Below are 24,656 nucleotides of genomic sequence, written 5' to 3'. Positions count from 1 at the left end.
AATTCGCGTCCTTGTCTCAGCGCAGATTCTTGCTGGGATCATAGGTCGTGAAATCAACCATGCGTCCCAGGACCTGCAGATACGCAATCAGGGCATCCATCTCGGTCAGTTTTTCCGGGTTGCCGTCAAAGTCCCCCGTGGCGGCTTTCGGATAACGGGCAAGGAAGCCGTCGTCATAGGCGGCGTCTTCGGTTGCCTGGAGATGAAGGTCCGCAAGTGCGTCCTCGATCTGTTCGTCGGTGTAGGGAACACCAACCATGCGCAACGTCTTGAGGTGATCGGCAACGTCGTCGAACTTCAGTTCCGTATTCGCCAGGAACGGATAGCCCGGCATGATCGATTCCGGCACGACCGAACGCGGATCATCAAGGTGGGCAACATGCCAGGCATTGGAATATTTCCCGCCGACACGTGCCAGATCCGGACCGGTACGTTTTGACCCCCACTGGAACGGATGGTCATACATCGATTCAGCCGCAAGGCTGTAATGACCATAACGTTCAACTTCATCGCGGAACGGACGGATCATCTGCGAATGGCAGTTATAACAGCCTTCGCGGATATAGATGTTCCGGCCTGCCTGTTCCAGCGGTGAATAGGGACGAACCCCATCCACCTTTTCGATGGTCTGTTCCATTGTGAACAGCGGCACAATTTCCACGATACCACCGATAATGATGGTCAGAAAAATACCGAGGGTCAGGAAGAAAACGTTCTTCTCGAGGAAGTGGTGTTTTTTAAGAAGCATTTTCCATTCCTCCTTATTGGGCCGCTGCCGGAGCAGTCACACCGATTGGAGCTTCCCGACGGGTATCACCGCGGATCGTCTTGTAGACGTTCCAGACCATCAGCAGCGAACCCAGAACGAACAGGGCACCACCGGTGGCACGAATGATGTAGTAGGGGTGCATCGCTTCAACGGTCTCAATGAAGGAATACTGAAGGAAGCCAAGCTGGTCGTGTGCACGCCACATCAGACCCTGCATGATACCCGAGACCCACATCGAGGTGATGTAGAGCACGATACCAATGGTGCCGAGCCAGAAATGGTGGGCAACCAGACGCATGGAGTAAAGGCGTTCGCGATTCCACAGAACCGGGATCAGGAAGTAGATCGCACCAAACGATACGAAGGCAACCCAGCCCAGAGCACCAGAGTGAACGTGACCAATGGTCCAGTCAGTGTAGTGAGACAGGCCGTTGACCGATTTGATCGACATGACCGGGCCTTCGAAGGTCGACATGCCATAGAAACCGACAGCCGCAACCATGAAGCGCAGAACCGGATCGGTGCGCAGTTTGTCCCAAGCCCCCGAAAGGGTCATCAGACCATTGATCATACCACCCCAGGACGGCATCCACAGCATGACAGAGAAGGTCATGCCAAGGGTTTGTGCCCAGTCAGGCAGGGCGGTGTAATGCAGGTGGTGCGGACCAGCCCAGATATACAGGAAGATCAGCGCCCAGAAGTGAATGATCGACAGGCGATAGGAATAAACCGGACGTTCGGCCCGTTTCGGGATGAAGTAATACATCATGCCGAGGAAGCCAGCCGTCAGGAAGAAGCCCACAGCGTTGTGACCATACCACCACTGGGTCAGGGCATCCTGAACACCAGAGAACATGGAATAGGATTTCGTGCCAAACAGCGAAACCGGAATGGCCAGGTTGTTGCCCAGATGCAGCATCGCAATCGTGACGATGAAGGCCAGGTAGAACCAGTTGGCAACATAAATGTGCGGTTCCTCGCGTTTGAGCAGGGTGCCGACAAAAACAGCCAGATAGGCGACCCAGACAATGGTCAGCCAAATGTCAACGAACCATTCCGGTTCGGCATATTCACGGCCCTGGGTGACACCGAGAACATAGCCAAGTGCGGCCATGACGATGAACAACTGATAACCCCAGAACACGAAGGCAGGCAGGGCCTTGCCACCGAACAGGCTGGTGCGGCAGGTGCGCTGGACGACGTAAAACGACGTACACAGCAGCGCATTGCCGCCAAATGCAAAAATGACCGCCGAGGTGTGAAGCGGACGCAGACGCCCGAAATTCAGATACTCGAAGTCAAAGTTCAATGCGGGAAACGCCAACTGCCAGGCGATAAAATCACCTGCCAGAAAGCCGACGACGCCCCAAAAGACGGTCGCCAGCGCGCCCCAGCGCACTACGTCCATATTGTAGTCAACGGCGGACGAAGCCGTCTGTGCCATGCTCCCCTGGCTCATTCTCGACTCCCGTTTGCGTGTGCGGGTGGATTGCCGCATGGGGCCGGCAATCCGAACAGCCCTGGCGGCATCCTGCAATGACCTGGTCATCCCCCGTGCCGCCGACGATCAAACATTCTGTTTCGTGCAACAATAGTTGTGTTTCACAAAACAAAACACTCATAAATATATATCCTCGGCATCATCGGCCTGTTCTGTTCATGCCACACTGATCAATATCAATCCGGGGTCATTAACACGCAGGCGTTATGTATGCCGAAGACACTCTTCTCGCATGAGAATGTTTTTTCGCAAGAATGCTTATGCCTTGTTATCGGGGCGGTTGTTGTTGATGCACATCAACGCTGGGTCCTTTTCTTTGCGTCATGATCGCCCGATAAATTCGGGGAAAAGACCATGTTGAATACCTATAACGCACAACCTTTAACCGCCGGAATTGCGGACATGATCTTTCCTCTGGTCCAGATGACCGAGGCAAATATCACGCTGCAAAAATGGCAGGACTTCGTTGCCGAATATGTTTGTACCGATGATCCCGTACCGGAAAGTCAATGGCTGCGAGACAAGGGCATCGTTGTGATTCGGAATGACCGGGGCTATGTCCACGGGGTTTTCTCATACGAAATCCGGACGGATATGAGTATCGGAACGGTTCTGCATGTGGACAATGTCAAGGCGGTGGAAATTGTCGCGCGTGAGCATGTTTTGAATTGCATGCGCGAGGCAATGGACCGCCTGTTGCGTCTGCATGGATGTGCCGCGACCTATGTGGCCGTGGATGAACCCAATATGCGTATGAAGTCCTTTTTTTCCGATGCCGGATTTGTGCCGCGCAAAATCCGCTATTGCGCCCCGGCACCAAAGCCGTGATGCTGTCGGCTGTAAACACCTTTATTTGCAGCCGATAGCGATACGGACATGAACGGAATTTCCTTTATCAAAATGCACGGTCTGGGCAATGATTTTGTCGTCTTTGACGGGCGGCGGGATTCTGTTGTTCTGGATATGGACGATGCAACAGCCGCGCGGATTGCCGATCGCAGAACCGGGGTTGGCTGCGATCAGTTGGTCGTGATTGAACCGCCGCGTGATGACGATGCGGATGCCTTTATGCGTATCCGCAATAATGATGGCAGTGAAGTGGGGGCCTGTGGCAACGCCACGCGGTGTGTCGCCGATATTCTGATGGCCGAATTCAAACGGCGTGATGTCACGGTGCAAACCGTTTCCGGCCTGCTGGAGGCACGCGGCCTGGATGATGGCACCGTCACGGTCGATATGGGGCAGGCCCGTTTGGACTGGCGCGAAATCCCGTTGCTAAAGGCGGTGGATACCAACCATATTCCGTTTTCGCTCGGGCCGCTAACTGATGCGGTCGGGGTAAATATGGGCAACCCCCATGCGGTATTTTTTGTCGATGACGCCGAAGCCGTTGACCTGGAAAAATATGGTCCGGTGCTGGAACATCACGATATATTCCCCGAACGCGCCAATATCGAGGTTTGTCACCTGATGGGTGAGAATCGCCTGCGGATGCGGGTCTGGGAACGCGGGGCTGGTATTACCCGTGCCTGCGGGACCGGGGCCTGTGCCACGGGGGTGGCCGCTGCACGGCGTGGCCTGACCGGGCGCAAGGTGGATGTGGTACTTGATGGTGGTGTTTTGGGCATCGAATGGCTGCCCGATGATCATGTGTTGATGACCGGCCCGGTGGCGACCAGTTTTTCCGGGATATTGCATCCGTCACTGTTCGGGGTGCATTAAGGCATCCGATAAATGCCCGTCGCTTCGGGCTTGCGCTGGCCGGGCGGATCGGCCACAAAAGGCATCCGATTGTGCCGCTGTTCTGGCGGCGATACCCGGCGGCAGGGCGCGATCATTTCCGCCCGGTCGGGGCTTGTTAAACGCAAAGGCAGGTTCTGATAATGGTTGATTTCAATACGCTTGACGGTGTTTCAGTCGCAGGCAAGCGCGTGTTGCTGCGTGCCGACCTTAACGTTCCGATGAAAGATGGCGTTGTCAGCGATACGACTCGCATTGACCGCACCGTGCCGGGCCTGGTTGAACTGGCCGATGCCGGGGCGAAACTGGTGATCATTACCCATTTTGGCCGCCCCAAAGGGCAGCGCGTGCCTGAAATGTCGCTTAAACCGGTGGCCGATGCGCTGGCAAAACAGTTGGGCCGCCCGGTTGCCTTTGCCGATGATTGCATTGGTTCGGCTGCGGCGGATGTTGTGAATGGCCTGAAGGATGGCGAGATCGCCATTCTTGAAAACCTGCGTTATCACGCAGAAGAAGAAAAGAACGACCCTGCCTTTGTCGATGAACTGGCAAAGCTGGGCGATATTTTTGTCAATGATGCCTTTTCATGTGCGCACCGCGCCCATGCCTCGACCGAAGGTTTGGCGCATAAGCTGCCCGCCTATGCCGGCCGTTTGATGCAGATCGAGCTGGAAGCTCTGGGCAAGGCGCTGGAAGCACCGAAACACCCGGTAATGGCGATTGTTGGCGGGGCCAAAATTTCCACCAAGCTCGACCTTCTCGGCAATCTGGTGGAAAAGGTGGACCAGCTTGTGATTGGTGGCGGCATGGCGAACACTTTCCTGGCCGCCAAAGGCGTCAATGTGGGCAAATCGCTGTGCGAACATGACCTTTTGGAAACTGCGCGCGAGATTTTCACCAAGGCCGAAGCCGCCAATTGCGAAATTGTGCTGCCGGTTGATGGTTTGGTCGCGAAGGAATTCAAGGAAAATGCCGACCATGTGGTGGCAGACATGACCGGTATTGATGCCGATGGCATGATCCTGGATGCAGGCCCGGCCACCATTGCTGATTTGAACAAGCGTTTGGAAAGCTGTGAAACGCTGGTGTGGAACGGTCCCCTCGGCGCCTTTGAAATTGCGCCTTTTGACACCGCGACCGTTTCCGTGGCCCAGCACGCTGCCAAACTGACCAAGGATGGCAAGCTTCTGTCGGTTGCCGGTGGGGGGGATACCGTTGCTGCCCTGCGCCATGCCGGTGTGGACGAGGATTTCTCCTATGTTTCGACGGCGGGCGGGGCGTTCCTGGAATGGCTGGAAGGCAAGGTTTTGCCCGGTGTTGCCGCCCTGCGCAAGGCGTGACGGCCTAGCTTTAACAGGCCGATATAGGCCACAAGACAAGAGTGCCTGATCAAAGGGTCCCTGGGCGATGCCACAGGGGCCTTTTTTGTGGCGGGTCTTTTGGCCGGGCAGGGGCTGACCCCCTGGATATGGTGGCGCGATCTTTCGTGGCCCGTCGGCTGCTAACTGTTAGAAAGTATAGGGTCTTTCTGATCTGTTATAACGCAATGAGTCGTGTTTGAAATGATTCCCGACTTTGTGCGCAAGCCCTTGGGGAATCCGGAGTTGCGCAGCTTATATGCCTGAAAAGAAGGCAGATTTCTGCAAATTTCCCGCACTTTGACGCCATGTCATATTGTTGCCATGTTCTAGCCGAAAGTTGGGGACGTTAACCCTTCCTGGTTTTGTCACAGCATGGACATTCGTCACAATGACTGGTCATGACAGCCGTTACCTTCACTGCCCGCTCGTTACACCCATTCCTCCCCCCTCGTAACGGGCAGGTTATTTAAATTTCAGCAAAAAGCTGGCGCGTGTCGTTCTCCCCACGATGCGTGAATAAATACATGTGTCCCAACCCGTTCTCACATCCCGTTTACGGAAAGAACAGATGATCAAACTGGAGCATCTGACGCGCTGCTATGGCGATTTCATAGCGGTGGATGACGTCAGTTTTGAAATAAAGCACGGCGAGATCGTCGGTTTGCTTGGCCATAATGGTGCGGGCAAAACCACGATCATGAAAATGATTACCGGCTATCTGGAGCCGACATCGGGCAAAATCGCTGTTGATAACCTTGAAGTCGGTCGTGATACCCGCGCCATCCAGAAGCGCATTGGCTATTTGCCGGAAAACTGCCCGGTCTGGCCGGAAATGACGGTCATTGACTACCTGGATTACCAGGCCAGCCTGCATGGTGTTCCCGTCGATAAACGCGATGCGGCGGTGGCAAGTGCCATTCGTCGCACGGTGCTGGAAGCCAAGGCGACCGACCCGATCCAGACCCTGTCACGCGGGTACCGCCAGCGTGTTGGTGTGGCCCAGGCCATTTTGCATAACCCGGATATTATCATTCTTGATGAACCGACCAACGGCCTTGACCCCACACAGATTCGCCATATGCGCGACCTGATTGCCGATTTGGCCAAAACTGCCACGGTGATTGTGTCGACCCATATTTTGCAGGAAGTGCAGGCCGTGTGTGAACGCGCGCTGATCATGCGGGCGGGCAAGCTGGTGGTGGATGCCCGGATTGATGAATTGCAGCAATCGGGCGGGTTGCTGGTAACAGTGGACCGCAATGCCGACAAGGCATTTTCCGGTATTCCCGAAGTGACCAAAATCGTCAGCCATGCCGAAGAAGGCGGGCATCATCATTACCGGCTGGAGGCCAGCAATGATGCTGCTCCGGTGATTGCCCGGGTGCTGAACCGCGAAGGTTTGCAGCTTTTTGCCTTGCAACCGCAACGCCGCGACCTTGAAACCATTTTCGCCGAGGTGAATGAGGAGGTGGTCAATGGCTGACATCCTGCGCATTTCCCGCAAGGAATTCCGGGGATTTTTTGCCACCCCCGCTGCCTATCTGTTCATCGGCGCGTTCCTGGCGGTTAATCTGTTTGTGTTTTTCTGGGTGGAAACATTTTTTGCCCGCAACATTGCCGATGTGCAGCCATTGTTCAAATGGATGCCGGTATTGCTGATTTTCCTGGTTTCGGCCCTGACCATGCGCTCCTGGTCTGAAGAGCGCCGGGCCGGAACCCTTGAAACCCTGCTAACCGCACCCGTCCGGCCGATTTCGCTGGTGTTGGGCAAATTCGTTGCCGCGATGCTGCTGGTGGTGGTTGCCCTGGTTTTGACCCTGCCATTGCCGATTACCGTATCAATCCTTGGTCCGCTGGATTGGGGACCTGTGATTGGTGGCTATGTCGCCACCCTGTTTTTGGCGGCGGCCTATATCGCCATTGGCCTTTATATGAGCGGGCGGACCGACAACCCGATTGTCGCCCTGATCATGACGGCCTTGGTGTGTGGCGTTTTTTACCTGATCGGCTCTGATACCCTGACATCGCTGTTTGGTGACCGGGTTGGCGGGTTGCTGGCTGCCCTTGGTACCGGGACGCGGTTTGAATCGATCACGCGTGGCGTTCTCGATTTGCGGGACCTTTATTATTACTTGTCGATTGTGGGCGTGTTTTTAACGCTGAACCTGTTCAGCCTGGAAAAACTGCGCTGGTATGGCAATCCGGGTAGCAAAAAGCACCGCCTGTGGGGGGCCTTGGCGACTCTGTGCGTGTTGAATTTCGTTGCGGCCAATTTTTGGCTGGCCCCGATTACGGCGGCCCGTGCCGACATGACCCGCCAGCATATTTATTCGCTGTCCTCCTCGACCAAGCAGGAATTGCAGCATCTGGCCGAACCGCTGGTGATCCGGGCGTATTTCTCGCCGCGCACGCATCCGCTGCTGGCCCCGCTGGTTCCCCGGATCAAGGATTTGCTGTCGGAATACCAGGTGGCGTCCAAGGGGCATGTCCGCGTACAGTTTATTGACCCCACGGCAGACCCGGAAAAAGAACAGGAAGCGGCCTCGAAATACGGGATTCGCCCGGTTCCGTTCCAGACCAACAGCCGGTATCAGTCCTCGGTGGTGAATTCCTATTTCGATATTGTCGTATCCTATGGCGACCAGTTTGAAACCCTGACCTATAGTGACCTGATCGAGGTTAAGGCACGCGGCGAGGGTGACATTAATGTTGGCCTTAAGAACCCGGAATATGAAATCAGCCGTACGATTCGCAAACTGGTGAATGAATATCAGGCGGGGGGCAATCCGTTTGCCAATATGACCCAGCCTGTGACCTTTGAAGGCTTTATTTCACCGGAAAACAAGCTGCCTGCCCAGTTGCAGAAATTCCGCAAGACCCTGGATGACGTGTTGCAGGATTATAAAAAACAGGCAGGCGACAAATTCAACATCACCTTCCAGGACCCGGATGCGGGCGATGGTGCGTTGGCAACGCGCTTGCAGGATGATTACGGCTTTGGCCCGCAGGTGGCGAGCCTGATGAATCCGCAGCCTTTCTGGTTTTATATGATGCTGAAAAGCGGGAAGGACGAAGTACAGGTGCCTTTGCCCGATACCACCGACAAGGACGCCTTGAAACGCGCCATTGATTCGGCCCTGCATCGTATGGCACCGGGCTATCTTAAAACGATTGCCCTGGTCAAACCGGTTTCACCGCCGCCAAGTCCCTATATGCAACAGGCCCCCGGCCCGCAATATACCGCCCTTTATAAAACCCTGTCGGAAAATGCCCGCGTGGAAGAAACCGACCTGAAGGACGGCCATGTGCCCGAAGCCGCCGACCTTTTAATGGTGATGGATCCGGTTAACCTGGATGACAAACAGCGTTTTGCCATTGACCAGTTCCTGATGCGCGGTGGCAGTGTGGTTATGGCGACATCGCCCTTTGATGTCAGCATTACCAACTCGCTTTCGGCCAAAAAGGTGGATTCGGGCCTGAAGGACTGGCTGGCCGGTTATGGCATTACCATTGGCGATAACATGGTGCTGGACCCGCAAAATGCGTCCTTGCCGGTGCCGGTTGAACGCAAAATTGGCGGGATCACCGTTCAGCAAATCAGCATGATGCCTTATCCGCATTTCCCGGATTTGCGCGGTGATCAACTGAACCCAAATAGCCCGATTACCGCCGGGCTGGATCAGTTGACTCTGGACTGGGCGTCACCGATTACGGTGGATGCGGCCAAAAACAAGGGCCGCACGGTAACGCCGCTGTTGCACAGTTCTTCCAAAAGCTGGCTGTCGGACAGCACCGACATCCTGCCCGATTACAAGGCCTATCCTGATAATGGCTTTGCCATTTCGGGCAAGCGCGGGTCGCATGATCTGGCGGTTGCCATCGAGGGTGAATTCAAATCCTTTTATGCAGGCAAGGAATCGCCGCTTTTGGCAGACGAGGCCAAAAAGGCCGATCAGAAGGATGGTCAAAAGGCCGGTGACAGTGCCAAGAAGGACGATGACAAAAACGTTCAGATTGGCGGTGTGATTGACCGTTCGCCTGCTTCGGCGCGGTTGATTCTGGTGGGCTCCAACAGCTTTGCCGATGACATGTCCCTTAGCCTTGCTTCGCGCGGGATGGGTACATCCTATACGGCACCGCTGGAATTCATGCAAAACGTGGTTGATTGGTCGCTGGAAGACCAGTCCCTGCTGGCCTTGCGGGGACGCACCCAGTTTGCCCGGACTCTTATGCCGACATCCGAAGGGACCGAACAGATGTGGGAATATCTGAATTACGGCTTTGCGCTGTTTGGTCTGTTGCTTGTTTGGGGCTGGCGTCGCCAGGTGGCGGCTTCCGAACGCAAACATTACCAACGCATTCTCAAGGAGGTCTGAGAATATGAAACGGACCATACTGATATTGGTGGTGTTGTTCATCGTTCAGGTCGGGTTTGCCATCGGGATCAATTTTTATCAGCCGCAGGCCGATACGAATGAGGGTAATGGCAAACTTGTCGCGACCTCGACCGATGGTGTTGATCATATGACCATCGAGGATTCCGATGGCAGCAAGGTTGTTCTGGCGAAAAACGGCAAGGACTGGCAACTGCCCGACCTTGGCAATTTCCCCGCCGATGGGAACAAGGTGGATGGCCTGATCCGCAAACTTGCCGACCTTAAGGAAGGTTTGCCGATTGCCACATCAAGTGGCTCGGTCAAACGGTTCAAACTGGCAAAGGATGATTTTGAACGCCGTATTACCCTGCAAAAGGGCAAGGATGTGGTGGCAACCCTGTACCTGGGAACATCGCAGGGCACTCATCAGATTCATGCGCGGCGCGATGACCAGAACGAAGTCTATGCCGTGACGATGGGCAGTTACGATGCCCCGGCCAAGGCGGATGACTGGATTGATGCCACCGTTTTGCAAATATCGGCGGATGATATTAGCAAAATGGACGTAAATGGCCTGTCCCTGGACGCCACGACGGCCCCGGCTGCTAAAACCGGCGACACAAAAGCCGACGATAAAACGGCTTCGTCTGAAAATGCCGACAAGGCGGATGCGGACAAGGCCAAGACGGTTGTGACCTGGGCGCTTGCCAACCCGGCAGATGACCAGAAACTGCAACCGGCGGCGGCTGCGACATTGGCAGCGATGGTCGCCAAAATTCGCATTTCGTCGGTTCTGGGCACCGATGCCAAACCGGCATACGGCATGGATCATCCGGTTTTGAAAATGTCCCTATGGCTTAAGGGCAAGGATCAGCCGGTCGATTATGTGATTGGCAAGTCCGATGGCAAGGACGGGGATTACACCCTGAAACTGTCCTCGCGGCCGGAATATTTCCGTATTGCCGGTTATACGGGCAAACAGCTTGTCGAACATGCCGATGCCAAGGCACTTTTGGCGGCCAAACCGGCGGATGCCAAACCGGCAGATGCGCCGTCTGCCGCTGATAAGGTCGACAAGGCAACCCACTGATCGGAAACGGACTGTATCAGCCATGCAAAGCAAAGGCCCGGCGGGATGCGTCGGGCCTTTGTGCATTCGGTTGAATATTTGGGTTTGTCGGGTCTCTAACTGCTGGAACCCGAATCGCCCTTATCGCTTACCCGGTCATCATTGTCATCGTCATGGCCGGCGGGCAGGCTGCGATCGGTTTTGCCGGTTGCGGCGGGTGGTAAATCCGGCAGGCTGTTATCGGCGGTTTCCCTGATGATTTCGGCACGGTCTGCCAAAAAGGCACCATAGCCCGCATCCATTAGAGCCGCCAGTTCGATATAAACGCTAAACAGGCGCGACAGGGTGTCGGTTTCCTCGGGGCCGAGAATGGCAAGCAATTCCGCACTGCGCACTTGGCCGGTTTCAAAATGCTCCCAGGCCTTTTCCAGAAGGTAGGTCCCAAGCTGGTTAAGCTGGTCGTAATTTTTCTGACCGATGGCATTGCGGATTTCACCGATGCTGATATCAGCCGCCAGCAGAATTTCACCGGGAATGGTGACAAGGCGGTCCGGGCCCTTAATATCAACCGGTAGATCGCGCAGAATGTGAATGACATAGCAAAAAATCGCCATGTCGCGCGCATGATAGAGCGGCGATGCCGTCAGGCTGGAGATATAGCCGATTTCATCATCATAGCGCGCGGCCAGCAGATAAACGAAGATGGATGCCGGAGCAGCGGTCGCACCCTCGCAATAGGTGATGAAATCTTCCCATTCATCCAGCGGGTCTTCGGCGACATCCTTGCGCAGGGCATCGGCCAGTTTGACCCACGGGTCCACCGAAAGGTCGCTTTCACCCAGGGTCAGGGTCAGGGCTTCGTAAACGGGGGCGGGCAGCGGGCCGACATCGGGCCAGGGGTTATCCGCCATCACCTTGGCAGCCTCGATCTGGTCCTGCCAGCGGTCGATAATATCAAGGGTATCGTTGCGCAGATTGTCTCGTTCGGCATCGGATTTTTCCAGAAAACCGTCATCGACAATATCGTCAATCACCCGCATCGAGGCATAGGCCGCAAGGAAAAACCGTTGTCTTGCGCCGTTAAGGCGCATCGCGGCCCTGTAAAGGTTGGCGTTCTTGGCAGCAGCCAGTTCCTTGCAGGCAAGAAACGGATCTTCGGAAGACCCGTAAAAGGGCGATGGTGATGCTGTCATTTAATTTCCAGAACCTGCCATAATATCTTTTCCAAAGCTGGCATATTACCATGACTTTGGCCGCTGCATAAAAATGCTCTTGGGGCACCATGCAGCCTTGATGCGGGGCTGGCAAGTGATCTGCCGCATTCCGGGGCAAATTTTGTTAAAATCCGACGCAGCGAGGCTGTTTTCCAAGCCTTAGAATTTCAGCCTGTAACCGGCGGTCAGTCCCAACATTGCGTCAAATCGGTCCGTTGGATTGCTGCTTGATGATGTCAGGTCGCTGGTCAGGCGACCATGAATGCCGATCCATAAATCCTCGAACGGCATATAGGACAGGCTGGCGGCAAGACCGGCACTGTCGGATCCCTGTTCGGCGGCGAAACCTGTGGCGGACAGGGTGCTGTCATGGCGCAAGGTTGGCGTGACAAGGTAATCGTCGTCCTCGCTGGTGGACATGCCCATATGGCTGCCAAGCGATCCATTCAATTGTACAACCGGACCGACAGCGAATCCAAGGGTGCGGTATGGCGAATAGCCGACACCGAACTGCGCGGAAACGCCCTTGCCGCTGGTCTGGTCGCTGCTGGCTTCCAGCCACATTACGCCGCTTTGTTGACGTGCGTCCGATTTTGTTTGTGATCCCGGCAGGGTCAGGATGGCTGTGCGCTGACGCGAGGCATCGGTTGCGAAATAATTGTTAAATCCGTTGCGTCCCGGTGCAGGCAAAATGCCCTGAACCAGATAACCTGAAACCCTTGCCGAAGGAACGGAAGATGCGGACGGGGTGCTGTTAACAGCCATTTCCTGTTCAGAAATAACCTGTTGCGCCCGGACAACAGACGGCACCAGAAGGGAAAGCATCGCAATCCCACCTGCTATTCCTGTACCGATAAGCTGCCGCGTTTTCATTGCCGTGAAAGTCCGTTTTGCCAAGTTTGTCCAGCCTGCACCGGCCCTGATCGTGTTGCCTGAATGGCGAACCCGAAAACAGAACGCGTGCAGCAGATAAAAGAAACGCCCCAAAAGAAATATTTTGCATCTTTGGGCCGAACACAGTTGGGCGACGGGATGCGGATTTTCTGTTTGTGTGTCGAGTGGCGGCAATATGGTTAATTTTGCGTGAAAGGCCAGCCTGAATTTTGCATAGCAACCATTCTATGCCCGTTTTTCGACTTTTTTGCTTCGTTCCAGTTTGCGGTGCAAAATGGCTTTTTTGTGAATTTTCTATCTTTTTAGGAAAATTTTAACCGCTTCAATTTGCGTCCTGGTATTAAGGTAAGGTGCGTGACCACAATTTTCCAGAGACACAACCTGCATTTCCGGCTTGGCGGCTTGCATTTTTTGAACGATCTTTTGCGGGATCAGGTCGGACTTTGCCCCGCTAAACAGGGTGACGGGGCAGGCAATGGCATTGAAAATGTTCCAGGCATCGTAATCGTCGATCTGGTCACGAAAAACATCCATAACCCGCGAATCGTAGTGCATGGCAAATTTGCCATTTGGCAGGCGGCGGGCGGAATTCATTGCCAGTTCGGCCCATTCGGCATCGTTTGACAGGCCAAACGGGCCGTAGATGGTGCGCAGGACGGTTTCGATCTCGGCGATGCTGGCAAATTCCGCTGTGCCCCCGACATAGGCTTTGATCCGGTCTACCGCCTCCTGGGCCAGTTCGGGGCCCATATCGTTTAACAACAGGCGTTCGATCCGTTCCGGGATCATGCTGGTGACAGCCATGCCGATAATCCCGCCCATTGATGTGCCTATCCAGCTACAGCGATCTATATTGAAATGGTCCATCATTTCAATCATTTGCCGGGCATAAAAGGCGGGCACATATTCTTCTTCGGGATTGTTTGCCCAGGCTGAATATCCTCGACCAATAATGTCGGGACACAGAATGAAATAATCATCGGCCAACTGGCTTGCGAGAATGTCAAAGTCATGCGACAGGCGCGCCAGCCCATGCACCATGATGATGGCGGGTTTTCCTGGCGCGCCCCATTGGCGGATACGTGTTTCATAACCGCACAGGGCAACAAAATGGTCACGCACGACCCGGCCCGGAGTCGCTGTATCAGGATTTGAGGTTGGGTTCGGGTGTGTCATTGGGGCCTCCGGGCGGAAAACAGGATGAAGGATGCGACTATTTTTGGGGCCGACATTTGCTGGCTTCGCGTTCTATGTCTTTAATAGACATAACTCTGTCAGGACCATGCGCAATGGCAGGTGGTTAATCCTGTGCGGCACTAAAGGCATCCATCAATTCCTGCAACCGGTCCATTGGCGGAAATTCATCGAACTGGTATTGCGCCGGGGTGGAAACCCAGGAAAGGCGGTTTCGCGTCATTGTTTCAATGAAGGGTGTTGTCCAGCGGTTGTCTTCCAGCAGGGTGGGGCGGACATTGACAAAGGCGTCAATGCCTTCGATGCGGGTGAACATCCATGTCATGCAATGGGGGCAGAAAAAATGATGCTGGTCCGGCCCATGCAGGCCGCCAATGACGGGATCGCCCTGTGTGACCTCAAAGGCATTGCCGGGGATCATGGCCGTTAGGGAAAAGGCGCTGCTGCTCATAACCTGGCAGCCTGCGCAATGACAGGCCGCCGTCATAATTGGGGTTGCGGTGATTTTGAACTGGACCTGCCCGCAACGGCATTGTCCTGTCATAGTGTGGTCTTGCTTTGGCATGGCGGCTTTCCCGTAATGGCGTGCGTCTGTGATGCAGACGTATTCAGGGATTTTGCCGCCGATCAGGCCTTGCTCGCAACAACAAACAGCCGGTTGAACGGAAACAGCGTCAGGCCATCGGGGCGGGGTGGATAAACCTGTTTGAGGCGGGTTTTGTAATGGTCGCAAAAGGCCGCGCGTGCCGTGTCATCGGGCAGGTTTGCCAGTACCGGGCGCAGAGCTGTTGAGAATACCCAGTTAAAAACCGGATCTTCGCCCGAAAGCACATGGCAATATTGGGTTTGCCATAAATCGACATGGCGGCAATGGGGGATCAATACATCAAAATAATCGCCCGGTCGCATGATCTTGATCTGGTCCTGGGCCTCGGCAACTTCCTTTTCCCATTTTTCACCCGCCTCATTGATCAGTTGATGGCTGGGCGCCAGGAAATTGTTGGGTACCTGAATGGCAATTAACCCGCCGGGCCGCACGAAGCGGCAAAGACGCGGCAAAAGGTTGGCGTGCCCCGGAACCCATTGCAACGCCGCGTTGGAAAACAGCAAATCCACCGGTTCATCCGGTTCCCATGCTGCAATATCCTGATGTTGCCAGGTGATGCGATCATCCTGTTGCCGGGCCTTTTCCAGCATTTCCGATGAATGATCAATACCGGTAATGACCGGTTTGTTGCCATCGCACATATAGGCATCTGCCAGCAGGGAGGTCACAGACCCAGGTCCGCAGCCCAGATCAACGATTTGGGCCGGTTTAAAACCCTGTGCCGGTTTGGGAAGGCGGGCGATCAGATCCAGTGCCGGGCGGCGGCGTTCATCGCCGAAAAGGCCATATTTTACGGGGTCCCAATGTGTGTTGGACATAATCGGGTCCTTTCATTTTGCCCCGCCGGGCTGTTCCTGGTCTGGCTTAGTGCGAGGATTTTTCGATTTCGTTGTAGTGGCTGTTGATCAACTGGAACATGAACAGGATGGCACCAAAAAACAGGGCCAGGCCAACGAAATAGGAATATCCGTCATGGGCGGCAGACGCATAGAACAAGCCACCAAGACCAACAATAATGGTCAAAATACCGAAAATCAGGCGATCCAAACCCATTTTAGAACCCTTTCAAAACCAGGGGTGTTAACGATACAGGAATTTAATCAAATACGCGTTTCATTCAAGCACGGAGATCGTCTTATGCCTGATCTTCCGATTGTTTGATTTGATCTGGAACAGTTTTGAAAATTTCTACCAACTGCTGGTAAACCGGACGTTTGAAGGGAACGATCAGGTCGGGCAGGGACAAAAAATCGTTCCATCGCCAGGCATCAAATTCGGGATGTTTGCCGTGAATGACGAAATCCCCGTCTTCTCCGCGATAGTGCATGGCGAACCATTTTTGTTTCTGACCGCGATATTTGCCGCCAAATGCCTTGCCAATCAAATGGTCTGGCAAGTCATAGGTCAGCCAGTCCGGTGTTTCGGCAATGATTTCGGCTTTGTCGGTGCCAATTTCTTCTTTTAACTCGCGCAGGGCGGCTTGTTCAGGCGTTTCATCGCCATCAATGCCACCCTGGGGCAATTGCCACGCGCCTTCAAATCCGATGCGATTGCCAATCCAGACATCGCCCTTATCGTTAAACAGCGCAATGCCGACACAGGGGCGATAGGGAAGATCGATAGTACTTTCGGTTGATTGTCCGGCATCAAGGGGCGGGTTTAAACCGCCCGTCTTGCGTTTTTTGGATTTTTTCTTTTTGTCGGCCTTGGCTTTTTTATCAGGGTCTTTGGACATGGCGGATCAGTTACCCTCGATGGTGTTTTCGCTTCCATCCTTAGTGTCGGATGGTGCGTCGCCCTTGCGAGCATTTTCATCAGATATGTTTTTGCGCTGTGCGGCGTCGGCTTCCTCGGCAGATTGCGGTTTTACCTGTTTATCGGCAAGGGCACTTACGGGGGCAAGTTTGACCCCCTGGCGTTCAAGCCGTTGTGCCCAATTGCGCAGTCGCGAGATTGTAACCGGATAGGACTGGGCCAGACCAATGGCATAACCGTCGGTTTTTGCCTTGTTCACCAGTGCGGCAAGCTGCGCATCAATGGCACGGCGGCTGGGCACGGTATCGATATTGAAATCCACAATGGCATTGGGTTCGCCAGCATTGGCCGCCAGTTGTGCCGCAAGGCTGACCATGCCGGTATTGCTGCCATCCACATACATCAGACCGGTTTTATTCAAAAAGTCTATCACCGGGCGAATGGCACTGTCCAGATTGGCAAATTTTGACCCAAGATGCCCCACCACCCCGGCATAACCGGGAAAACGTGCCAGCAACCATTCGAGCCGAACCAGATTTTCCCCTTCGGGCAGGGTTGTCATCAGGGCGCGCGGGCCAGGGTCTGACAAAGGGAAATCATCCGGTTCCATCGGTAATTGCAGGAAAACCTCGTGTCCCATTTGTCGGGCCCGGGCGGCAATTTTGGGTAAATTGTCGGCATAGGGGGACAGGGCCAGCGAAATATTGAGTGGCAGGTCTTCGATGGCCTTGGTGGTGCGGTCTTCATTCAGGCCAATGCCGGTAACAATCACCGCGACATAGGATTGTTCGGGTTCCAGGGTGAAGGGACGGGCATAGACCTGTGCCGGGGTGCGACCATCTTCGGCAATGCGGGGTACACGGCCGAAACTGCCTTCTTCATCCATGCCGGGAATGGGGGCGGGGCGCAACGGGTCCGGTTCGATTTTTTCGTCAAAGCCGCCTTCTTCGGCCAGGGCGGCAAGTTCTTCGGGCGAGGGGCCGGTATTTCGGGCTGCTGTCGCGGTCTCGTCCGTCTGGTTGGCGTTTGCTGAACGTGCATCATTGCCGCCGCCAGCCAGACCGGCAGATTCCTGCGGAATGTTGGTAATATTCGGGCTATTGCCGGTTTCGCCGCTATTTTTGCGCCGGGCTTCTTCCTCGGCGCGGTTGCGCGCTTCGATATCGAGAACACCCTTGGCAATTTCATCTTGCAATTCGCGTTCCGTGCCAGGAATGGCCTGGGTCACACGCGGGGATCCGGCATGAAAAAGCCGCCAGCCGGTTTCTGGGTCCAGCACGGGAACGGCGGCAAGCGACATGACGCCAAATGGCAGCAGATATAAAACGACCAGCAGGAATTTGGACAACCGCCACCGGCGCGTTGGCGGGCGCAGTGGCAAGCGGCGCAACTGTTCATCGTGGGGCAGTTCTGTAAACGGAACATCCTCCGCCTCCGGTGCGGACAACATTTCGTCGTCCGGTTCGGGTGCAGAGGAGTCCTGTTTGCGGCCCCGCCGCAAGAATTTGAACAGTTTACCGATCACTGCGGGTCAGTCTCTTCCTGTTCCCGTCACGATCTTTCAGCTTTTTGACCGGAAGCTGCCATATAGCGAGATGCCCCGGATCATATCCAGCGCACGGGCAAGCTGATAATCGTCTTCGGTTACTTTTTCGGCATCCTGGCGGCGTTTTTCTGCCTGGGTTTCAGCATCGCCAATGGCTGAATCCTCGTTATGCAGGGCACCGTTCAGGTCGGCTTCGGACCGGCGCTGGCCGGTTTCAATGGTTTCCACCTTTGACTGCGGGACAATGATGTCAGGCACAATGCCGACTTCCTGAATCGAACGACCCGAAGGCGTATAATAACGCGCCGTGGTCAGGCGCAGTGCCACATTGCCCGGCATCGGCAGAATGGTCTGGACCGACCCCTTGCCAAAGCTTCGGGTGCCCATAATGATGGCGCGGCCATGATCCTGTAGCGCACCGGCAACAATTTCGGATGCCGATGCTGACCCGTCATTGATCAGAACAACGATGGGCAGGTTATCGGCAAGGTCGCCTTCCTTGGCATTGTAACGTTCGGTGTTTTTGGTATCGCGCGGGCGGGTTGAGACAATTTCGCCCTTGTTCAGGAACGCATCGGAAACCGCAATCGCCTGGTCCAGCAAACCACCGGGATTGTTGCGAAGATCAATCACGAAACCCTTCAGTTTCGGGCCGATTTCCTTTTTCTGTTCTTCGATGGCGCGTTGCAGGCCGCTAAAGGTCTGCTCGCTGAATTTGGTGATGCGGATATAGCCAACATCGTTTTTCACCTGCGGGCGTACGGACTGGATTTTGATCACCGCGCGGGTCAGCGTCACATCGAACGGGGCCTGTTCGCCCTTGCGCACAATCGTCAGTTTGATGTCGGTATTCACCTTGCCGCGCATCAGATCAACCGCTTCGTTAAGCGGCATGCCGCGCACCGATTTGCCATCGATATGGGTAATGAAGTCACCCGGTTGCAGGCCGGCCTTTTCGGCGGGTGTGTCATAGATGGGGGAAATGACTTTGACAAAGCCGTTTTCCTGCGTCACCTCGATGCCCAGCCCGCCAAATTCACCACGGGTATCAACCTGCATGTCCTTGAAATTATCCATATCCAGATAGGATGAATGCGGGTCCAGTGATGTCAGCATGCCGTTAATCGCGGCTTCGATCAGTTTTTTGTCGTCAACCGGCTCGACATATTTTGCCTTGACCTGTTCAAACACGTCGCCAAACAGATTAAGAAGCCGATAGGTTTCTGCCGATGATGTCGGGGAATCCGCTGTGGCCGGGGATTGCGCCTGTGCCATCGCAGGCGCAGCAAGACCGATATTCAGGCTTGCTGCCAGAGCAAAAATTACCAATCGAGACTTTTTCATCCGCTTACCTTGCCGTTTTGTGATGCCAGCCAGGGAAGCGGATTGATCGCTTCGCCGTCATGGCGCATTTCAAGATAGAGTTTTGGCCTGTTTTCGCCCATCGTTCCAACAGGTTCACCCGCCAACACATATTGTCCTACCACACTGTCAAGGTGATCAAAACCCGCAACAAGACTATGGTATCCCTCGCCGTGTTCGATAATCAAGAGGCGGCCATAGCCCCGAAACGGACCGGCAAACACCACCTTGCCATCAAAAGGCGAGACAACCTGTGCATCGGGGCGGGTTTCAATCTCGATTCCCTTGGCGTGGGTGCCGCCGGGCAGGCCGCTTTGCACACTGCGTTCACCAAAAAGTGTAACAATCTTGCCTGCTACCGGCATCCGTAAATGGCCACGTGCCTGCGTGATCGAGCTTGCGGCGGCCACCTCCTGGCTCGCGTCGCGGTTTGTGCTGCTGTTTTGAGGTTGCTGTTTGTTTGCCGCCACATTCTGTGCGGGCAAAACATCGTCGATTTCGCTGTCTGGCTGTTCCTTTGCCAGTGCGTAGTCCGGTTTGTCGCGCGGTTCGGGCAGCCCCTCGGCGCGGTTTTTGATGCTGGCGAGCAATTCGCCCAGGTTTTTGGCCTCGTCAGCCATTTTTTGAACGGCACGGGCGGCTTCACGGGCTTCTTTTTCCGTATCCTGGCGAAGACTGCGTTTGTCATCAAGCAGGCGGGCAAGGTGGTCACGTTCGTCACGCAATTTGTCGGTGACGCTGGCAAGTTCGCTGCGCCGTGATTTGATGGTGGCGCGCAATTCAGTGATTTCGCCCAGTTCGCGTTTCAAATCCTTGGCATGTTGTTCCACCCCGGGCAGGGCCGCCTTGAGCAATATCGCCGATCGCAAGGTATCCTGCGGGCTGCGCGGCAGGGCGATCATGGCCTCGGGCGGGGTGGTGGACAGCCGTTCCAGCGCCATCAGGATGCGGGCATATTGCCCTGCCTTGTCTTCAAGGGCGGTGGTGGCATCCTTTTCACGGTTTTCCAGCTCGGTCAGTTTGTCTTCGATGCCAGTCAACTCGGTTTCATATTGCTGCACGCGCCGGGCAACGGACACTTCCTCGGATTGCAGGGCCTGTTCTTCGGTCAGTAATTCGTGCGACTTGCGCGATAAAAATTCTTCCTGCTTTTTCTGTTCGGAAAGCTGGCTTTGCACCGCATCAAGGCGTGAGTCAACCTTGCGTAGCGACTGGGCGTCTGCTGTAAAAAACACCCCGGCACTGGCAACCAGAATGGAAGCCAGTGCCGGGGCCATCAGCCATTTTCCAAGATCAGCGTGCCGGGGGCAGCGTATCATCGGGTTTCAGACCTTCGATCAGCGAAGTGCCGGTCATGTCTGCCGGTTGCGGCAGGCCCAGCAATTGCAACAATGTCGGGGCGACGTCGGCCAGGCGGCCGTCGCGCAGTGTAACCCCTTCCGGGCCATTGACCAGAATGGTCGGCACCAGGTTCAGGGTATGGGCGGTATGGGGTTCACCGGTTTCCGGGTCCACCATTGTTTCGCAGTTGCCGTGGTCAGCGGTAATGAACATGGTGCCACCAACCTTGCGCACCGCACTTACCACCTTGCCAACGCATTCATCGACGGCCTCGGCGGCCTTGATGGCGGCCGACAGGATACCGCTATGGCCGACCATGTCGGGGTTGGCGAAATTGACGATGATGGCGTCATAGGTTTCATCTTCAATGGCGGCAACCAGTTTGGCACACACTTCGGGGGCTGACATTTCCGGCTGCAGGTCATAGGTCGCAACCTTGGGCGAGGGGACCAGAATGCGGTCTTCGCCGGGAAATACCTGTTCTTCACCGCCGTTAAAGAAAAACGACACATGCGGGTATTTTTCGGTTTCGGCGATGCGCAACTGCGTCATGCCCGCCTTGGAAACCACTTCGCCAAAAATATTTGGCAGGGTTTTGGGCGGATAAATCGCATCCATATAGTCGGCATGGCTGGATGAATATTCGACCATTCCGGCCTGGATGGCGAATTTCACCGGGGTGCCACGATCAAAGCCGTCAAATTCAGGCGCACACAGGGCGGCCAGAATTTCACGTGCCCGGTCCGCGCGGAAATTGGTCATCAGCAGGCCGTCGCCATCCTTCATCCCGGCATAATCGCCAATGACGGTGGGCAGAATGAACTCGTCGTTGGTATCGGAATCATAGGCATTGGCAATGGCATCTTCGGCGCTGTCGGCCTTTTGGCCATCTTCATAACCAGTGCCTTTGACCATCGCAAAATAGGCCTGACTGACACGTTCCCAGCGATTGTCGCGGTCCATTGCATAGTAGCGCCCGGTGACGGTGGCGATTTCGACATTGGCATCGCCAACAAGCGTGCGGAATTTTTTCAGAAAGTCGCTTGCGCTGCGCGGCGGGGTGTCGCGGCCATCGGTATAGGCATGGATTTTAACCGCAATTCCGGCATCGGAAATGATTTTGGCAAGGGCGGCCATATGGGCCTGGTGCGAATGCACGCCCCCTTCGGACAAAAGCCCGGCAATATGGCACACACCGCCGCTGTCTTTCAGGCGGGCGATCAGCTTTTTGACGGTATCGGTATCGGCGATAGAGCCGCTTTTGACGGCTTCGTCGATTTTGGGCAATTCCTGCATGACAACACGGCCAGCACCCAAATTCATATGGCCGACTTCGGAATTGCCCATTTGCCCTTCGGGCAGGCCGACATACAGCCCGCAGGCCTTCATAAAGCCGGTCGGGTTGTTGGCATACAGCTCGTCCCACACCGGCGTGTTGGCCAGTGCAACGGCGTTATTGTCGCTTTCCTCGCGATAGCCCCAACCGTCCAGAATACATAGCACCACCGGACGGGGACGCTTTGCGGCGTTCGATACAGTCACTGTCATAACCCCACTTCTAGGATAAAAGGCTAAATTACCGGTAAACAAACATGTAATAGGTAAATTGCCCGTGGTCAAAACGGCGCCGGGCGCGGTGGGTTCCGCCATCTGACGCGAATTTGGCCTTAACTTAGCATGAAAGATGCGCCTGAACAGCCCACCTCGCGCGAATTTTTGCCATCTGCGCAGTTGCTGCTTTGACAAGCCCTGTCAAGTACAGGTACCATAATTGTTCTAAACGGTGATACCTCGTATACCGCAACGGGAGAGACCGGCCGGGCAACGTTCCGGATGGCGCCGAAGGAGCAATTCACCCCGAACACTCTCAGGCAGATGGACCGTTGCGGATTGAGGCTCTGGAGAGCGAATGGCTGGCCATGCCTGCCTTTCCACCGAAGGATGAAGTCGGCTCGCAAGGTGCAATGCCCGCCAGCCGACGGACAATCTCAGGTAAGGGTGCGTGCACCCTGGGGACAGAGGGGGCTGGCACCGGTTCATTGACATCGCAAAAAACAAAACGCGATCCAGAGCCGAGGGAGGCCCATGCCTGATACATCCAAACAACGTCCCCAGGACGTCAATCTTTCTGTTGTCGATCTTTACACCATCGGCATTGGTCCATCGAGTTCGCATACGGTGGGGCCAATGCGGGCCGGCTTCCGGTTTTGCCTGGAAATGGATGCCCGCCATCTGCTGGCACAAACCGGCAGTGTGATTGTCGACCTTTACGGGTCGCTGGCCCTTACGGGCAAGGGGCACGCCACCGATATTGCGGTGCTGATGGGGTTAAGCGGGCAGCGTCCGCGCTCTGTTAATCCGGATGACATTCCGCCCACGATTGATGCCATTAAAAAAGACAGTTGCCTGATGCTGTACGGGCAGCAAAAGGTTGATTTCAATTTTGACAACAACCTGGTCTTTCACATGGATGAAAGCCTGCCAGAACATCCCAACGGCATGCGCATTACCGCGTTTGACCATGACGGGGTTAAACTGCATTGCCAGAAATATTTTTCGGTTGGTGGCGGGTTTGTTGTGTCGGGCGATGATCACGGCGCGGAATATTCCGGCGACAACATTATTCTGCCCCATCCTTTTTCATCGGCGGATGAATTGATGGCGATCTGCAAGGAACACAATCTTTCGATTGCCGAAGTCATGATGGAAAATGAAAAATCATGGCGCAGTTCGGATGAAACCTATGAATTTGTTGATCGCGTTTATAAGGCAATGATGGATTGTATCGAGCGTGGTTGTGCCACATCGGGGGTGCTTCCCGGTGGTCTGAATGTCAAACGCCGGGCCAACAAATTGTATCGCGAATTGGTGGACCGGCCCGAAGCCGGGCTGAAAGACCCGCTCACGGTGATTGACTGGGTGAACCTGTATGCCCTGGCAGTGAACGAGGAAAATGCAGCAGGCAGCCGGGTTGTCACCGCGCCCACCAACGGGGCGGCCGGGGTGATCCCGGCGGTATTGCGCTATTATGAACGGTTCTGCCCCAACGTAACCCAGGCGAAAATTCGCGAATTTTTGCTCACGGCGGCGGCAATTGGCTCGATTTACAAAAAACGTGCTTCCATTTCGGCGGCTGAAGTCGGGTGCCAGGGCGAAGTTGGCGTGGCCTGTTCGATGGCAGCGGGCGCTTTGTGTGCTGTTTTGGGCGGGACCCCCGAACAGGTGGAAAATGCCGCCGAAATTGGCATGGAACACAATCTGGGACTGACCTGTGACCCGATTGGCGGGCTGGTGCAGGTGCCCTGTATCGAGCGCAATACAATGGGGGCGGTCAAGGCGATCAATGCCTCGCGCCTGGCCTTGCGCGGGGACGGGCAGCATACCGTGTCGCTGGACCGCGTGATCGAAACCATGCGCCAGACCGGCCTTGATATGCAAAGCAAATACAAGGAAACCAGCCAGGGCGGGTTGGCCGTCAATGTCAATGTGGTGGAGTGCTGATTGCACCCCTCTTGCCGGGCAATCATGACGCCAAAATGATCAATTATGGCTCAATTGGACGCCTCAAAGGCCGGAAAATGACGGCTTTTGGGGCGTTTTTGCTATTTGGGTGATGATATCACCCCATTCCAGCCGGATTATCGCCTCCAATCACCGGTAGCATCCAAAAATTGATACGAAACTAAAACTAAAACAGGCCGGAAAAATCCGGCAGACTGGTTGGATTGAGATCATGGGCAAGAAACTGTTCCGCGTTTATGTCGCGGTCAGTCTGGACAGTTATGTCGCACGGTCAAATGGTGCGGTGGACTGGCTGGACGACTATGACCCGGCAGAATTTGACTTTGAAACCTTTCTGGAAGGCATTGGTACGCTGATTATTGGTCGGCGGACATTTGGACACCCGCAAAAACCTATCGTCAGAGC

20 protein-coding genes, 1 pseudogene and 1 riboswitch are annotated in these 24,656 nt (G+C 55.1%); of the genes and pseudogenes, 8 read left to right on the top strand and 13 right to left on the bottom strand.

The window, feature by feature from the left end; all coding sequences use genetic code 11:
• Positions 1 to 16: 16 nt before the first annotated feature.
• Together ccoO and ccoN are read right to left on the bottom strand one after the other, a co-directional pair.
• Positions 17 to 748, bottom strand: coding sequence for a cytochrome-c oxidase, cbb3-type subunit II (ccoO, locus tag TH25_RS22945; RefSeq protein WP_114090597.1), 732 nt, complete (start codon positions 746 to 748; stop codon positions 17 to 19).
• A gap of 13 nt (positions 749 to 761) precedes the next feature.
• Positions 762 to 2,213 carry a cytochrome-c oxidase, cbb3-type subunit I gene (gene ccoN / locus TH25_RS22940; protein ID WP_258549286.1) on the bottom strand — a complete coding sequence of 484 codons (1,452 nt, stop codon included), beginning with the start codon at positions 2,211 to 2,213 and terminating at the stop codon, positions 762 to 764.
• 411 nt (positions 2,214 to 2,624) lie between these two features.
• Here ccoN and TH25_RS22935 point away from each other — a divergent pair, with 411 nt between their 5' ends.
• The 6 genes from TH25_RS22935 (at position 2,625) to TH25_RS22910 (ending at position 10,837) form a co-directional block, all read left to right on the top strand.
• Positions 2,625 to 3,098: a hypothetical protein gene (locus TH25_RS22935; RefSeq protein ID WP_258549283.1), complete on the top strand. Its 474-nt coding sequence runs from the start codon at positions 2,625 to 2,627 to the stop codon at positions 3,096 to 3,098.
• Positions 3,099 to 3,146: 48 nt separating this feature from the next.
• Positions 3,147 to 3,992: a diaminopimelate epimerase gene (dapF, locus tag TH25_RS22930; RefSeq protein ID WP_114090595.1), complete on the top strand. Its 846-nt coding sequence runs from the start codon at positions 3,147 to 3,149 to the stop codon at positions 3,990 to 3,992.
• A gap of 161 nt (positions 3,993 to 4,153) precedes the next feature.
• A complete protein-coding gene (locus tag TH25_RS22925; protein ID WP_114090594.1) occupies positions 4,154 to 5,350 on the top strand; it encodes a phosphoglycerate kinase in 1,197 nt (398 codons plus the stop codon).
• A gap of 589 nt (positions 5,351 to 5,939) precedes the next feature.
• On the top strand, positions 5,940 to 6,854 hold the full coding sequence (locus TH25_RS22920) for an ABC transporter ATP-binding protein (protein ID WP_114090593.1): 915 nt from the start codon (positions 5,940 to 5,942) through the stop codon (positions 6,852 to 6,854).
• Complete coding sequence (locus TH25_RS22915; RefSeq protein WP_114090592.1) at positions 6,847 to 9,747, top strand: Gldg family protein; 2,901 nt, start codon at positions 6,847 to 6,849, stop codon at positions 9,745 to 9,747. Before TH25_RS22920 ends, TH25_RS22915 begins: the two co-directional genes overlap by 8 nt.
• Before the next feature lie 4 nt (positions 9,748 to 9,751).
• The gene (locus tag TH25_RS22910; protein WP_114090591.1) at positions 9,752 to 10,837 is read left to right on the top strand and encodes a DUF4340 domain-containing protein; all 1,086 of its coding nucleotides are present in this window, start codon (positions 9,752 to 9,754) and stop codon (positions 10,835 to 10,837) included.
• A 95-nt stretch (positions 10,838 to 10,932) separates the two neighbouring features.
• On the opposite strand, the gene TH25_RS22905 is transcribed toward TH25_RS22910, so the two are convergent.
• From TH25_RS22905 to gpmI, 11 genes are all read right to left on the bottom strand, one after another.
• Positions 10,933 to 12,009, bottom strand: coding sequence for a squalene/phytoene synthase family protein (locus TH25_RS22905; RefSeq protein ID WP_114090590.1), 1,077 nt, complete (start codon positions 12,007 to 12,009; stop codon positions 10,933 to 10,935).
• 180 nt (positions 12,010 to 12,189) lie between these two features.
• Positions 12,190 to 12,855 carry a hypothetical protein gene (locus TH25_RS22900; protein WP_114090589.1) on the bottom strand — a complete coding sequence of 222 codons (666 nt, stop codon included), beginning with the start codon at positions 12,853 to 12,855 and terminating at the stop codon, positions 12,190 to 12,192.
• A 363-nt stretch (positions 12,856 to 13,218) separates the two neighbouring features.
• Positions 13,219 to 14,100: an alpha/beta fold hydrolase gene (locus TH25_RS22895; protein ID WP_114090588.1), complete on the bottom strand. Its 882-nt coding sequence runs from the start codon at positions 14,098 to 14,100 to the stop codon at positions 13,219 to 13,221.
• Between the two features lie 124 nt (positions 14,101 to 14,224).
• The gene (locus TH25_RS22890; protein ID WP_473243489.1) at positions 14,225 to 14,662 is read right to left on the bottom strand and encodes a GFA family protein; all 438 of its coding nucleotides are present in this window, start codon (positions 14,660 to 14,662) and stop codon (positions 14,225 to 14,227) included.
• Between the two features lie 83 nt (positions 14,663 to 14,745).
• The gene (locus tag TH25_RS22885) at positions 14,746 to 15,543 is read right to left on the bottom strand and encodes a methyltransferase domain-containing protein (protein ID WP_114090586.1); all 798 of its coding nucleotides are present in this window, start codon (positions 15,541 to 15,543) and stop codon (positions 14,746 to 14,748) included.
• Between the two features lie 46 nt (positions 15,544 to 15,589).
• Positions 15,590 to 15,778 (bottom strand): hypothetical protein, encoded by a 189-nt coding sequence (locus tag TH25_RS22880; RefSeq protein WP_114090585.1) that lies wholly within the window; start codon positions 15,776 to 15,778, stop codon positions 15,590 to 15,592.
• Positions 15,779 to 15,860: 82 nt separating this feature from the next.
• The gene (locus TH25_RS22875; protein ID WP_114090583.1) at positions 15,861 to 16,460 is read right to left on the bottom strand and encodes an RNA pyrophosphohydrolase; all 600 of its coding nucleotides are present in this window, start codon (positions 16,458 to 16,460) and stop codon (positions 15,861 to 15,863) included.
• Between the two features lie 6 nt (positions 16,461 to 16,466).
• Positions 16,467 to 17,930, bottom strand: a complete 1,464-nt coding sequence (locus tag TH25_RS22870; protein WP_114090610.1) for a divergent polysaccharide deacetylase family protein — start codon at positions 17,928 to 17,930, stop codon at positions 16,467 to 16,469.
• A 111-nt stretch (positions 17,931 to 18,041) separates the two neighbouring features.
• Positions 18,042 to 19,370: a S41 family peptidase gene (locus TH25_RS22865; protein WP_114090582.1), complete on the bottom strand. Its 1,329-nt coding sequence runs from the start codon at positions 19,368 to 19,370 to the stop codon at positions 18,042 to 18,044.
• Positions 19,367 to 20,665 carry a murein hydrolase activator EnvC family protein gene (locus tag TH25_RS22860; RefSeq protein WP_114090581.1) on the bottom strand — a complete coding sequence of 433 codons (1,299 nt, stop codon included), beginning with the start codon at positions 20,663 to 20,665 and terminating at the stop codon, positions 19,367 to 19,369. The genes TH25_RS22865 and TH25_RS22860 overlap by 4 nt, the downstream gene beginning before the upstream one ends.
• Positions 20,666 to 20,681: 16 nt before the next feature.
• The gene (gene gpmI, locus TH25_RS22855; RefSeq protein ID WP_114090579.1) at positions 20,682 to 22,277 is read right to left on the bottom strand and encodes a 2,3-bisphosphoglycerate-independent phosphoglycerate mutase; all 1,596 of its coding nucleotides are present in this window, start codon (positions 22,275 to 22,277) and stop codon (positions 20,682 to 20,684) included.
• A 246-nt stretch (positions 22,278 to 22,523) separates the two neighbouring features.
• Positions 22,524 to 22,622, top strand: a riboswitch (glycine riboswitch).
• A 192-nt stretch (positions 22,623 to 22,814) separates the two neighbouring features.
• Here gpmI and TH25_RS22850 point away from each other — a divergent pair.
• Both TH25_RS22850 and TH25_RS22845 read left to right on the top strand, forming a co-directional pair.
• A complete protein-coding gene (locus TH25_RS22850; RefSeq protein WP_114090577.1) occupies positions 22,815 to 24,230 on the top strand; it encodes an L-serine ammonia-lyase in 1,416 nt (471 codons plus the stop codon).
• A gap of 232 nt (positions 24,231 to 24,462) precedes the next feature.
• Positions 24,463 to 24,656 (top strand): annotated as a pseudogene (locus TH25_RS22845) (hypothetical protein); the annotation flags it as partial.

The sequence above is a fragment of the Thalassospira profundimaris genome, assembly GCF_003326755.1.
GTDB classification, from domain to species: Bacteria; Pseudomonadota; Alphaproteobacteria; order Rhodospirillales; family Thalassospiraceae; genus Thalassospira; species Thalassospira profundimaris_B.
This window is presented reverse-complemented; position numbering and strand designations above follow the sequence as displayed.

Bases quoted from the DNA above. Each gene is read 5' to 3' on its own strand.
- ccoO (WP_114090597.1), bottom strand. From the start codon at position 748: ATGCTTCTTAAAAAACACCACTTCCTCGAGAAGAACGTTTTCTTCCTG.
- ccoN (WP_258549286.1), bottom strand. From the start codon at position 2,213: ATGGCACAGACGGCTTCGTCCGCCGTTGACTACAATATGGACGTAGTG.
- TH25_RS22935 (WP_258549283.1), top strand. From the start codon at position 2,625: ATGTTGAATACCTATAACGCACAACCTTTAACCGCCGGAATTGCGGAC.
- dapF (WP_114090595.1), top strand. From the start codon at position 3,147: ATGAACGGAATTTCCTTTATCAAAATGCACGGTCTGGGCAATGATTTT.
- TH25_RS22925 (WP_114090594.1), top strand. From the start codon at position 4,154: ATGGTTGATTTCAATACGCTTGACGGTGTTTCAGTCGCAGGCAAGCGC.
- TH25_RS22920 (WP_114090593.1), top strand. From the start codon at position 5,940: ATGATCAAACTGGAGCATCTGACGCGCTGCTATGGCGATTTCATAGCG.
- TH25_RS22915 (WP_114090592.1), top strand. From the start codon at position 6,847: ATGGCTGACATCCTGCGCATTTCCCGCAAGGAATTCCGGGGATTTTTT.
- TH25_RS22910 (WP_114090591.1), top strand. From the start codon at position 9,752: ATGAAACGGACCATACTGATATTGGTGGTGTTGTTCATCGTTCAGGTC.
- TH25_RS22905 (WP_114090590.1), bottom strand. From the start codon at position 12,009: ATGACAGCATCACCATCGCCCTTTTACGGGTCTTCCGAAGATCCGTTT.
- TH25_RS22900 (WP_114090589.1), bottom strand. From the start codon at position 12,855: ATGCTTTCCCTTCTGGTGCCGTCTGTTGTCCGGGCGCAACAGGTTATT.
- TH25_RS22895 (WP_114090588.1), bottom strand. From the start codon at position 14,100: ATGACACACCCGAACCCAACCTCAAATCCTGATACAGCGACTCCGGGC.
- TH25_RS22890 (WP_473243489.1), bottom strand. From the start codon at position 14,662: ATGACAGGACAATGCCGTTGCGGGCAGGTCCAGTTCAAAATCACCGCA.
- TH25_RS22885 (WP_114090586.1), bottom strand. From the start codon at position 15,543: ATGTCCAACACACATTGGGACCCCGTAAAATATGGCCTTTTCGGCGAT.
- TH25_RS22880 (WP_114090585.1), bottom strand. From the start codon at position 15,778: ATGGGTTTGGATCGCCTGATTTTCGGTATTTTGACCATTATTGTTGGT.
- TH25_RS22875 (WP_114090583.1), bottom strand. From the start codon at position 16,460: ATGTCCAAAGACCCTGATAAAAAAGCCAAGGCCGACAAAAAGAAAAAA.
- TH25_RS22870 (WP_114090610.1), bottom strand. From the start codon at position 17,930: ATGTTGTCCGCACCGGAGGCGGAGGATGTTCCGTTTACAGAACTGCCC.
- TH25_RS22865 (WP_114090582.1), bottom strand. From the start codon at position 19,370: ATGAAAAAGTCTCGATTGGTAATTTTTGCTCTGGCAGCAAGCCTGAAT.
- TH25_RS22860 (WP_114090581.1), bottom strand. From the start codon at position 20,665: ATGGCCCCGGCACTGGCTTCCATTCTGGTTGCCAGTGCCGGGGTGTTT.
- gpmI (WP_114090579.1), bottom strand. From the start codon at position 22,277: ATGACAGTGACTGTATCGAACGCCGCAAAGCGTCCCCGTCCGGTGGTG.
- TH25_RS22850 (WP_114090577.1), top strand. From the start codon at position 22,815: ATGCCTGATACATCCAAACAACGTCCCCAGGACGTCAATCTTTCTGTT.